Origin of the sequence: Streptomyces sp. BV286 (assembly GCF_019090165.1) — a bacterium.
In the GTDB taxonomy this organism is placed as follows: Bacteria; Actinomycetota; Actinomycetes; order Streptomycetales; family Streptomycetaceae; genus Streptomyces.
In genome coordinates this window covers 1-10,802 of sequence record NZ_JAHRIB010000122.1, presented here as the reverse complement: position 1 = coordinate 10,802, position 10,802 = coordinate 1, and the positions used below count along the sequence as shown (strand labels likewise).

Sequence of the window (10,802 nt, the reverse complement as noted above, 5' to 3'; positions counted from 1 at the left end):
GGGGTGGCGGGGCCGCGGTAGGGGTGGCGGGCGCGATGTAGGTGGCGCGTTCGTGGTGGGTCGGGGCCGCCGTGTGGGGTGGCGCGTTCGTCGTGGGTCGGGGCCGTGCCGGTACGTCGAGTCCGCCGCGGCCGGGCCTACTGCCCTCTGCTGCCATGGTGAGCTCCGTGAGGAAGAGCTAGGCGGCGGACTGAGACGTACCGGCACGGCCCCTTCCGTAACGGCCCCTTGCGCGAGGGGAGTGGCCGCGGCCCCTTCTGTGACGGGGGTGGCACGCGGTCCCTTTCGTGCGATCTGCCGGCACCGCTCCCGCCTTTGCGGTGGAGAGGGTGGCCGCGGCGTTCGTCGTGGGGTGGTGAGAGGGGGGCTCTTCAGGTGGTTGCCAGGGCCTTGAGGGTTCGGCGGGCCACTTCTCGGCCGATGGGGAGTGAGGCCGTGGCCGCGGGGGAGGGTGCGTTCAGTACGTGGACCGTGCGGGGGCCCTCCTGGATCAGGAAGTCGTCCACCAGGGTGCCGTCACGCAGGACCGCCTGGGCTCGGACACCCGCGGGCGCCGGGACCAGGTCGTCGGGGGTCACCGCGGGGAGCAGGCGCCGGACCGCCTGGGTGAAGGCCGCCTTGGAGAGCGAGCGGCGCAGTTCCCCGCCGCCGTAGCGCCAGTGGCTCCGGGCCATGTGCCAGGAGCCGGGCCAGGTGAGGGTCGTGGCCAGCTCGCGGGGGCGGACCGTACGCCAGTCGTAGCCCTCGCGGGCCAGCGCCGGGACCGCGTTCGGACCGATGTGGACGCTGCCGTCGATGCCCCGGGTGAGATGGACGCCGAGGAAGGGGAACGCGGGGTCGGGGACGGGGTAGACGAGGCCATTGACCAGGTCGGGGCGGGCCAGGGTGTAGTACTCGCCGCGGAAGGGGACGATCCGCATCTCGGGGTCGTCGCCCGTCAGGCGGGCCACGGCGTCGCAGTGGAGGCCGGCGCAGTTGACCAGCACGCGCGCGCGGACGACCGTGCCGTCGTCCGTGAGGACCGCCACTCCGCGGTCGGGACGGCGGTCGATGTACGCGACCTTCGCGCCGTAGCGGATCCGGGCCCCCGAGGCGTCCGCGAGCTGTCGGGCCACACCCACGAAGTCGCACACCCCGGTCGTGGCGACACGGATCGCGGCGAGGCCCCGCACCTCGGGCTCGTACTCGCCGATCTGGGAGGCGCCCAGCTCACGGACCGCGATGCCGTTCTCCCGGCCCCGCTGCACCAGTGCGTGCAGGCGGGGGAGCTCGTCCCGCTCCGTGGCGACGATCAGCTTGCCGGTCACCGCGTGCGCGATGTCGTACTCCGCGCAGAACTTGACCAGCTCGGCGGCGCCCCGCACCGCGAACCGGGCCTTCAGCGAGCCCGGGCGGTAGTAGATCCCGCTGTGGATGACCCCGCTGTTGCGACCCGTTTGGTGGCGGGCCGGGCCGGGCTCCTTCTCCAGCACCGTCACCCGCGTGCCCGGAGCGGAACGCGTGATCGCGTAGGCCGTCGACAGACCGACGATCCCGCCCCCGATCACGAGCACGTCACAGTCGTGAGCGATCTCCCGCACCATTCGTCCGTCCACCTCCCGCCTTCGGCTTTCACCTCCGACTCGTATCTCCGATAGTGCACTGCGCCACTGACAACGGCCTCAAACCCCGGGAACACGGGGGATGCGTGGTCCCGGTGGCGCTCCGTGGTGCCGGTCACGTCCGTCGACCGGCACCGGTGGTGCTTCCTGTGCCCCTAGGCCGGGGCCATGAGCAGCGGCCTGGCCCGCTCGCGCAGCTCCACGACGCGTGGCTCGTCGCCGTACGGCTCCAGCCGGTGGAGGAGATCCTTCACGTACTCCGTGGTGCGGGCCGAGGAGATGCGCCCGGCCACCTCCACCGCCCGTACGCCCTGCTCGCACGCCGCGTCGAGGTTGCCCGACTCGAGCTCGGCGACCGCCGACACCACCAGACGCAGCCCGTGGGACCGTACGAACTCCTCCGTCGGCTTCGACAGGGCCTGCTCCGTGAAGCGGCGGACCTGCCGCGGAGCCTTCAGATCGCGGTAGCACTCCGCCGCGTCGGCCGCGAAACGGTCGTACGAGTAGAAGCCGAGCCAGGACGGGTCCTGGTCGCCGTCGCGGGCCCGCTCCAGCCAGCCCTCGGCCGCCTTCAGGGCGCCGCCGGCCGCGTGGGCGTCACCCGCGCGCGCGTGGGCCCGCGCCTCCACCAGGCGGAAGAAACTCATCGTGCGGGCGGTGGCCAGGCCGCGGTTGCGCTCCAGGGCGGCCTGCGCGAGGTCGACCCCCTCGTCGCCGAAGCCGCGGTAGGTCGCCTGGAGGGACATGGAGGCCAGTACGTAGCCGCCTAAGGGCACGTCCGCCGCCGCGCGGGCCAGGCGCAGTGCCTGGATGTAGTAGCGCTGTGCGGCCTCCTGCTGGCCCGTGTCGAAGGCCATCCAGCCCGCCAGGCGGGTGAGTTCGGCGCTCGCCCCGAAGAGAGCCCGGCCGACCTCGTCCGTGTACGCGCCCAGGAGCAGCGGCGCCGCCTCGACCCGTAAGCACTCCGGCACCATGGACGAACGCCAGTCGCCGCCTCCGTACTTGGAGTCCCAGCGCCTGGCGTCCTCGGCGGCCTCCCGCAGCTTCTGTACGTCGCTGTGGCCGACTTTCAGCGGTGCTCCGGAGCCCTCCGCCGGGCTCGCGTCGCGTGCCACCGAGCTGTCGGCCGGTGTTATCAGCCACCTGGACGCGGGAGTCGCGTACGCGCTCACCGCGAACGATCCGGCGAGGGACTGCCAGATGCCGCCCGAACCCGCCCGGCGCCCCGCGAGGTCGAGCCGGTAGAGGTCCGTCGCGGACCGTACGGCCTGTCCCACGTCACGGGGGAAGGCGAGGCCCACCTCGGGTGCGGGATCCGCGTCCGCCAGACCGATCTCGTGGAGCGGGACCGGCCGGCCGAGTTTCTGGCCGATGGCGGCGGCGATGAGGTGCGGCGCGGCACCCTGCGGCACCATGCCTTTCGACACCCAGCGCGCCACCGACGTCTTGTCGTAGCGAAGAGTCAACCCGCGTTGAGCGCCAAGATCGTTGACGCGACGCGCGAGTCCTGCGTTGCTGATTCCCGCGAGGGCGAGAACGGCGCCGAGTTTTTCGTTCGGCCCGCGTTGCTCCCTGGACATGCGCCACCCCTCGACACAGACGGCTGCCGCGCGGGTTCAGCCACGCGGCATTCGTGCTGCGTCTTCCCGGGTGCCAACCCCTGGAACCCCACCCGCAAAAGCACGTGGCCGAGCCCTCAGGAATATGCCTCCCGCGAAAACACAGGCAAACACAGGGTAGTTCGCCGCATCCCAAGCGTTAAGGGGCATTGTTCCGGATGGCGGGATTGTGGTCCGCGGGCGAGCACGGAGCGTCGTCTCGTGCTCCCGTTGTGTGGCCGTGCGCCTGTCCGTGCGCTCTTCTCCGGCCACCGGGGGAGCGCTTGCATGGATCGTGCGTGGGTCGGCCCGCTGTACTGGATCCAGTGGGCTGGGGGACACCGCCGTCTACATCCCCGCGGGCGGCGGACCGGTCCGGGAGGCGGACTCCGCCTCCCGGACTGTGCGTTGCGCACAGCCTGTACGGAGCGTGTGCACGGCCCTGCGTCCATCCCCGATTTGGCTGAATATCGCCCCCCTCATTCGAGGGCAAATACCGCTCCCACCACGGAATTTGAGGGCGCGTTGGGTGCCTTGGGGGAGCGTACCGGGGGCGCATTCAGGTCGTGGCCGCAGGGGCAATTCTTCTCGATCGCCTCTCCCCGTGCGTGCGTCGGCCTCGGACGGGGCATCTCCCAGGGGCGCACTCCGGGGAGCACAAGCGGCCTCACCGGCCCTCCGGTGCGCATTCTTCGTGGCAGCATGGTGACCGGTTCGTGCGGTGCACTGGTTGTCCACAGCCTGTGGAGGCGGCGATGCGATGGTTGGTGGGATGGAGCAGCACCGTCGCTCGCGCGCCTGAGGCCGGTTCGGCGGGCGCGACCGGGAGCGACGGAGAGACGGTTCACCCGGTCGGTTCCCAGCTCCTGTGGGGCGACCCCGATCCGCTCTGGGCGGTCGGCGACTGGCGCCCCGACGAGGTGCGCGTCGTCAGGGCCGACGACCAGAACCGCATGGCGGTGCTCGGCACCTGCGGTGCCTCCGACGAGGAACTGCGCGTGGGCCTGTTCGCCGCGCGCGGCGGGGCACTTCGGCATCTGACGGCCTGGGCCGGCAGTTACACGGCCGTCGTCCAGGTGGGCCGCCGGGTCATGGTCTGCGGCGATCTCGCGGGCGCCAGGCCGGTGTTCTACACGCCCTGGGCGAACGGCACGGCCTACTCGACCGCGGCCCTGCCCCTGGCCGACCTCATCGAGGCCAACCTCGACTTCGGACACCTGGCGGCCCTGCTTGCCGCTCCCGACGTACCGGCCGCGCTCCACGACTCGACCCCCTACGAAGGCGTGCGGCGCATTCCACCGGGGCACGCGCTGATCCTGCGCGCGGGCGCACGGGAGATCGCCGGCTACGAGGCGGTGGCCTCCCTCGCCGTCGCCGCCCCCATCGCCGACGCCGACAGCGCGGTGGACGGCGTCCGGGACGCCCTGGTGGAGGCCGTTCGCGCGCGGCTCGCCGCCCCCAGACACGTACCGGGAGCCGACATAGACCCGGGACCCGTACCCGGGATGGGGCCCGCCGAGCGGCGCGCCGCCCGTGGCATGCCCGTGCCCGGCATAGGAGCCGACCTCTCCGGAGGCCCCGCCTCGGGCACCCTCGCCCTCCTCGCCGCCGGCCTGCCCGGCGCACCCGGCACCGTCCTGGGGCACGGCACGGGCGCCGGCGAGCGGCTCCTCGCGGTCACCTTCAACGACCTGGCGGTGAAGGGCCGGGAAGCCGAACTGGAACGGGCCGGGACGCTCGCCGCCAACCCGCGACTGCACCACGTGGTGGTCACCGGGGGCGAAGAAGTGCTCCCCTACGCCGAGTTGGAGGGCCCCCTGACGGACGAGCCGAGCCCGTCCCTGGTGACGGCCGTCCGCCATCGTGCCCGCCTGGCCTCGGGCAGCGCGGACCACTTCACGGGGTACGGGGCCCGACAGGTGCTGGACGCCCACCCGGCCCGCCTCGCGGACCTGCTCATGGACCGCAAGCGGCGCCATCTGGTGCGCCCGGTCGCGGCGTTGGCGAAGGCCGACGGCTCGGTCATGGTCCCCGCGCGCGTGTACGGCGCGGCCCGCAAACTGGCCCGTACGCCCTACCTGGTCGGTATCGAAGGGCTGGCCGACCGGCTGCTGCACCGGCGGTTCGAGGAGCCGGGAGGTGCCGTGGGGGCGTCTCTCGCCGCGCTCACGTGGGCCAGACCGGGGCCCGCCGCGCGCTGGCTGACGGGCGAGGCCCTCGCTGAAGTATCGGTTCGTCTGACGGGCTCGGCGACTCGCGCGAGCGTCGGCCCCGGCCAGCGGCCGGGCGACTTCCGGGCCCGCACCGCGCTGGCCCGGCACGCCGCGGACCTGCGCATCCTGGAACAGGCCGCGGAGGTCCGCTTCCAGCGTCTGCACGCCCCCTTCCTCGACAACCAGGTCGTACGCGCCTGCCGCGCCCTCCCCGAAGCGCTGCGCGTCCAGCCCGGAGCGCGGGCCGCCATACTGCGTACGGTCCTGGAGGGTGCCGGGGTGGCCGACCTCCCGCCCGGCTGGGGCGCCCCCTCCCACGCGTCCTCGGCCGCCGCCGCGCGTACCGGGCTCCGCGTCGCCGTGGACGAACTGGTGGCCCTCTTCGACACACCTCTCCTCGCCCAGGCGGGCCTGGTCGAGGCCCGCGTCGTCCGCAAGGCGCTGCGGGCGGCGGCCGACGGAGAACCCCTGCCCCTGGAAGGCCTCGCGGACCTGGTCTCGCTCGAACTGTGGCTCCGCCGCCTCCTGGACCGCCGCGGCACCTGCTGGACGGGCACACCCGCCCGCCAGCGCGCCGTCCCGGCGGGAATCCGGCCCCAGAGGGGGGCACTGGGCGCGGGCGCGCGGAGGGGATAGGCGGGGAGGGACAGGCGGAGGGGATGGAGAGGCTGCGGACGAAATAGTCCGGCCCCGTCCCGGCACACCGGCGACAATGGCCCCGTGCGGTACAGAATCCTGGGCGTCACCCAGGCGGCGGACGCCCAGGGCAATGATCTGCCCCTGGGAGGCCCCCGCCTCCGCGCGCTCCTCACGGCCCTTGCCCTGAGGACCACCCGCACCACGTCCCCGGAGATCCTCATCGACGAGGTCTGGCCGGACGATCCCCCGCACGACGCCCCCGCCGCCCTTCAGGCCCTCGTGGGCCGCCTGCGCCGAGCCCTCGGCCGGGACGCCGTCGCCTCGGAGCCCGGCGGCTACCGCCTCGACGCCACCCCGGAGGACGTCGACCTGTTCGTCTTCGAACGCCTGGTCCGTGAGGGCAGGGCCCGCCTGGACGGTGATCCGGCCGCTGCCGCCCGCATGCTCGGGGAAGCCCTAGCCCTGTGGCGGGGCCCGGCCCTCGCCGACCTGCCCGACCGCGCCGCGGCGGCGGCCCGCCCGGAGTCCCTCCGTCAGGAGGCGACACGCGCGCGCGTGGAGGCGGACCTGCGCAACGGCCACGCCCACGACGCCGTACCGGAGTTGAAGGAGCTCACCGGGCTCCACCCGTACGACGAACCCCTGCACGCCCTCCTCGTCCGGGCCCTGCGGGACACCGGCCGCCGGGCGGACGCGTTGGCGGCGTACGAGACGGTCCGCCGCGCGCTGGCGGACGGCCTGGGCACGGACCCGGGCCCGGAACTCCGCGCCCTGCACGCCGAACTGCTGACCTCACGGCCCGCACCCGCGCCTGCACCCGCCCTCGCGCCTACAACCGCACGCGCGCCTACGTCCACACCATCACCTGAGTCTGCGTCCGTGTCTGCGGCGGAAGCGGGTGCGTCCGTGCCCGGGCGCAGGCCCGCGGGTCCCGCGGGTGCGTCCACGCGCAGTCCTGCCCGGGCGTCCACGTACGGTCCCGGGCCGGCGTCCACGCAGGGTCCCGCGTCCGCCCCGAGCCCGGTGGCGGGGCCCGCTTCCGGTCCGCCCGCGGTGGCGCCGGTGCGGGAGCCGGTGCGGGTGCCGGTGCCCCCGAGCCCGTACGCGGTCGTCGCTCCCGCAGAGCACGAGCAGGGCGGCAACATCCGCCCGCGGCTGAATTCCTTCGTGGGCCGGGAACCCGAACTCGACGCGATCCGTTCCGAATTGCACAGGGCCCGTCTCGTCACCCTCACCGGACCGGGCGGCTCCGGCAAGACCCGCCTCGCTGAGGAAGCCGCCGCCGGGCATCCGCAGGCATGGCTGGCCGAGCTCGCCCCGCTCGACCGGCCGGAGGCGGTGCCCGGCGCGGTCGTCAGTGCCCTCGGTCTGCGCGAGACCGTGCTGATGACCCACGAGATGACGGTGCAGCAGGACGACCCGGTCGCCCTGCTCGTCGAGTACTGCGCCTCGCGCAGCCAACTCCTGATCCTTGACAACTGCGAACATGTGATCGACGCCGCGGCCGAGCTCGCCGAGACGCTCCTGACCCACTGCCCGGGGCTCACGATCCTGGCCACCAGCCGTGAACCCCTGGGCGTCCCCGGCGAGTCCGTGCGCCCGGTCGAGCCGCTCCTCCCCGGCCCCGCGCACCGCCTCTTCCTGGAGCGCGCGGCAGCCGTCGGCCCTGGTTCCGGTGTCACCGACGACCCCGCCGCCGTCGACGAGATCTGCCGCCGCCTGGACGGTCTGCCGCTCGCCATCGAGCTGGCCGCCGCCCGCCTGCGGATGCTCACCGCTCGTCAGATCGCCGACCGCCTCGACGACCGGTTCCGCCTCCTCACCTCGGGAAACCGCACGGCCCTGCCCCGCCAGCAGACCTTGCGCGCGGTCGTCGACTGGTCCTGGGACCTCCTCGACGAGTCCGAGCGGACCGTCCTGCGGGAGGTCTCCGTCTTCGCGGGCGGCTGGGACCTGGAGGCGGCGGAGGCCGTGTGCACCGGCCCCGTCGCCGAGGCCGTCGGAGCGCTGGTCGACAAGTCACTGGTCGTCGCGGCTCCCTGCCGGAGAGGCGCCGACGGTATGCGCTACCGCATGCTGGAGACCATCCACGAGTACGCCGCGGAGCGTGCCGCCGTCACGCCCGAGCTGCGTACCGCGGCCGAGCGGAGACACCGGGCGTGGGCCCGCGCGCTGGCCGAGGAGGCGGACCCCCTGCTGCGGTCCGCCGACCAGCTCCGGTGGATCCAACGCCTGGAGACCGACATGGACAACATCCGTGCGGCGCTCCACCGCAGCGTTGTCGCCGCCGACGAGCCTGAGGCCGGCGCCCTGGTGCTCGCCATGGGCTGGTTCTGGTGGCTGCGCAACTTCCGCCGGGAGGGCGCGGCCTGGACCGGCCGGGTTGTGCGTCTGGGTACGGCACTCGACGCTCAGCAGTCGCCGGACGCACCGTCGCCGGACGCACCGACTCGGGACGCGGCGACTCGGGACGCACCGACTCGGGACGTACCTGCTCCGGCCGCGGGGGCACGGGCGAAAGTCCCGAAGCACCCGGAGCACCCGGAGCACCCGGAGAACCCGGAGAACCCGGAGAACCTGGAGAACCCGGCGTGGGCACGGCCGCGCCGCGGGGCCTCCGGCGCGGTCAGGTCCGGAGATGTCACCAGCCCGGCGGGGGCCGGCAACGCCCCCGGTCCGGTCGGGGTCCGAGACGTCACCGGCCCGGTCGGAGCGGGGGACGACGCCACGGGCATGACCGGGGCCTGGGGCATCAGCGACCCCTTCGGGGCCGACTTCGATCCCGGCGCCGACCTCGGCCTCGGCTCCGAGGCGGGGAGTGACCACCCCCTGCACAGGCTCCGTACCAAACTGCGTCTGTTGCAGTTCTTCCTGGCGGCGGAGCTCGGTCAGGGTCTGCCGATGGACGAGCGGACCGTGGAGTACGTCACGCGCCTGCGGAACAGACTGGCGCGCGGCGGCCCGGACGCGGCGAGCTTCCCCGGCATCATCTGGCCGCTGATCGGGTTCCTGATCGGCAGCGACGACGTGCGCCGGTCCATGGAGATCTCGCTGGCCAACTGCCGTGTGTACGGCGGCGACTGGGAGATCGGCGCCGCCCTGCTGTTCCGTGTGCACGTGGCCGTCGACACACCCGGCGGCATGGAGGGCATCGACGAGTACCTCGCGGAGCTGGGGACGGTCTCCCGGCGCGTGGGTGACCGCTGGATGCGCGCCCAGGTGTGCAGCGCGGGCGGCGAGGCGGCCATGGTGCGCGGACGGCTCCAGGAGGCCAAGGGGCAGTACGAGGAGGCCCTGCGGCTCGCCCACGAGGTGGGGGCGTACGCGGAGTCGCCGTTCCTGATCGCCCGGCTCGGTGAGATCGCCTACCGCGAGGGCGACCGGGCCGGGGCCCTCACCGCCCTGGACGAGGCGACGGCCGCGGCCGATCGCTACGCGGTGCCGGACTCGCGGGCGTTCGTCCTTCTCCTGCGGTCCCAGATGGCCATCGACGACCGGGACCTCACCCGGGCACGCGAACTGTGCGAGGCAGCCCGCGCGGAGACCCGCCGTGGCACGCCGCCACCTCAGTTCATCGCCGCACTGAACGGCATCGACGCCCTCCTCACGGCGACGGAGACAGGCCCCGGGCCGGGGCTGCGCGGACTGGCCGACGCCCTGCACGAAGCCGTGTCGGAGCGGTGCGCGGAGGCGGTCCTCGCCGCGCTGGCCGAGCGGTCGGTGGGAGTCCTGTCCGGCATCGGCGACCACGCGCGCGTGGTCCGTGTTCTCGCGGCCGCCTCCCGATGGCGGGGTGGCCACCCGCGCCCGATGCCTGAGTGCGAGCTACTCGAGCGGGTCGAGGCCGCGGCCCTGGCCGGACTCGGCCCCGCCGCCTACGAGACCGAGCGCGCCACCGGCGCCACGCTCACCCCGGACGACGTCCGGAGGGAACTGGCCGAGGCCTCGGCCGAAGCCCCGGCCACCGCATTGCCCTGACCCGCCCCGGCCGTACCCCGCCCCGGCCGTACCCCGCCCCGGCCGTACCCCGTCCTCCGTCCTCCGTACCCCGTCCCCCGGGGATTCCGTCACTGGCACCGGAACCGTGAGTCGGCCCAGTCCGCCAGGGACGCCGAGTCGAAGGGCGAATGCGGCTCGACGACCAGGCGGATCGTTTTCCTGCCCGTCAGGTCGACGTGCACGGGCACCGCGGCCTGGCCTCCCCGCACCAGCCCCGACTGCCACATCCGGGCGCCGTCGGCGAACACGGAGAAGCGCACCTGGCCGAGCCCCATGACCATGTCGTCCACTCCGGCCATCGCGTCGTACGAGGAGCACGTGCGGTTGAGATCGATGGTGACCGAGGACGCGCCGTGCACGGTGACGCCGTTCGCGTACCGCTGGTCTCCGATGGACATGCCGTACCGCTGCCAGACCCAGCTGCTCTCGCCGAGCCGCATCTCGGGCCGGGTGCCGTCCCCGGTGACGCCGTACTTCAGCTCGTTCCACTGGAAGACCGCCGGGGCGGGTGGCGGCGGGGGAGGGGGCGGCACGGGTGTCGGCGTCGGCCTGGGGGTGGGGGTGGGTACCGGCGTGGGTGTCGGCTTCGGCTCGGGCGCGGGTTCGGCCGGCGGCTCGGGCGTACGGGGCGGCTTCGGGGTCGGCTTCAGCGAGGGCGCGACCGCCGGTACGACCGGCCCGGGCCCCGCCTCGGGCGGGTTCGGGGACGGCGACGGTACGCGCGGCTCGACGACCGGAGCGGGCGGGCGCGG

4 protein-coding genes and 2 pseudogenes are annotated in these 10,802 nt (G+C 73.9%); 3 read left to right on the top strand and 3 right to left on the bottom strand.

Annotated elements, in window-relative coordinates; translation table 11 throughout:
* Window positions 1-371: 371 nt before the first annotated feature.
* Together lhgO and KUF83_RS16525 are read right to left on the bottom strand one after the other, a co-directional pair.
* Window positions 372-1,583 carry an L-2-hydroxyglutarate oxidase gene (lhgO, locus tag KUF83_RS16530; protein ID WP_217455453.1) on the bottom strand — a complete coding sequence of 404 codons (1,212 nt, stop codon included), beginning with the start codon at window positions 1,581-1,583 and terminating at the stop codon, window positions 372-374.
* Between the two features lie 173 nt (window positions 1,584-1,756).
* Window positions 1,757-3,181, bottom strand: a complete 1,425-nt coding sequence (locus KUF83_RS16525) for an MFS transporter (protein ID WP_217455452.1) — start codon at window positions 3,179-3,181, stop codon at window positions 1,757-1,759.
* Between the two features lie 773 nt (window positions 3,182-3,954).
* Here KUF83_RS16525 and KUF83_RS16520 point away from each other — a divergent pair.
* Both KUF83_RS16520 and KUF83_RS42985 read left to right on the top strand, forming a co-directional pair.
* The gene (locus KUF83_RS16520) at window positions 3,955-6,048 is read left to right on the top strand and encodes an asparagine synthase-related protein (protein ID WP_217455451.1); all 2,094 of its coding nucleotides are present in this window, start codon (window positions 3,955-3,957) and stop codon (window positions 6,046-6,048) included.
* Between the two features lie 84 nt (window positions 6,049-6,132).
* Window positions 6,133-8,523, top strand: a pseudogene (locus tag KUF83_RS42985) (BTAD domain-containing putative transcriptional regulator); the annotation flags it as partial.
* A gap of 1,595 nt (window positions 8,524-10,118) precedes the next feature.
* Here KUF83_RS42985 and KUF83_RS16505 read toward each other — a convergent pair.
* Window positions 10,119-10,583, bottom strand: a complete 465-nt coding sequence (locus tag KUF83_RS16505) for an NPCBM/NEW2 domain-containing protein (RefSeq protein WP_308403025.1) — start codon at window positions 10,581-10,583, stop codon at window positions 10,119-10,121.
* A 28-nt stretch (window positions 10,584-10,611) separates the two neighbouring features.
* Here KUF83_RS16505 and KUF83_RS42800 point away from each other — a divergent pair.
* Window positions 10,612-10,802 (top strand): annotated as a pseudogene (locus KUF83_RS42800) (phosphate ABC transporter substrate-binding protein); the annotation flags it as partial.